Annotated in this window: 2 protein-coding genes; both read left to right on the forward strand. The window is 40.9% G+C overall.

What is annotated here, in order from left to right; all coding sequences use genetic code 11:
* A partial coding sequence (locus L6773_RS21330; RefSeq protein ID WP_237856703.1) for a type II toxin-antitoxin system Phd/YefM family antitoxin occupies positions 1 to 218 on the forward strand: 218 nt, incomplete at its 5' end.
* Positions 209 to 514, forward strand: a complete 306-nt coding sequence (locus tag L6773_RS21335; protein ID WP_237856705.1) for a type II toxin-antitoxin system RelE/ParE family toxin — start codon at positions 209 to 211, stop codon at positions 512 to 514. The genes L6773_RS21330 and L6773_RS21335, both read left to right, overlap by 10 nt.
* Positions 515 to 580: the final 66 nt, after the last annotated feature.

Consider the following 580-nt stretch of genomic DNA (forward strand, 5'->3'; position numbering starts at 1 on the left):
TAAAACGCTTAAAAAAAGAGAAGCAACCAATTATACTTACTCAACATGGCAAAAGTGCTGCTGTTTTGATGGATGTATCAGAATATGAACGCTTCACCAAAAAATTGGAAATGCTCGAGGATTTACTCGAAGCCAAGCAACAGGTCGAGCAAGGCAAAACGTATACTGTGGATCAGGCAAGAGAAAGAATTGAAAAGCATCTTTCTAAATGGAAATAGTTCTAACGGATCGGTTTTTAACTCGGGTTGAAGAGTGTACCGATTATATTGCACTGGATCATATACCAACAGCTATTACATGGGCAGAAGGTGTATTCGAACATTGCCAAAAACTAAGCGATCTACCGGAAAGGGGAAGGATTGTTCCTGAGTTTAGACGGCCTGAAATTAGAGAACTTATACATGGAAATTATCGACTGGTATACGAGTTAAAAACCAATCAAATTGATATGTTGACCATTTGGCATACGAGATCCCGAATTTCGGGACCAGATGATCCGCACAAGGTTGGTTAACAATGGCTTCGTGCTGACCAGGTTGGTCTTCGGAGTCAACTAAATAGAAACGGGCTGGCAGCACAA

The organism is Rhodohalobacter sulfatireducens (assembly GCF_022012475.1).
Taxonomy (GTDB): domain Bacteria; phylum Bacteroidota; class Rhodothermia; order Balneolales; family Balneolaceae; genus Rhodohalobacter; species Rhodohalobacter sulfatireducens.

Bases quoted from the DNA above. Each gene is read 5' to 3' on its own strand.
- L6773_RS21335 (WP_237856705.1), top strand. From the start codon at position 209: ATGGAAATAGTTCTAACGGATCGGTTTTTAACTCGGGTTGAAGAGTGT.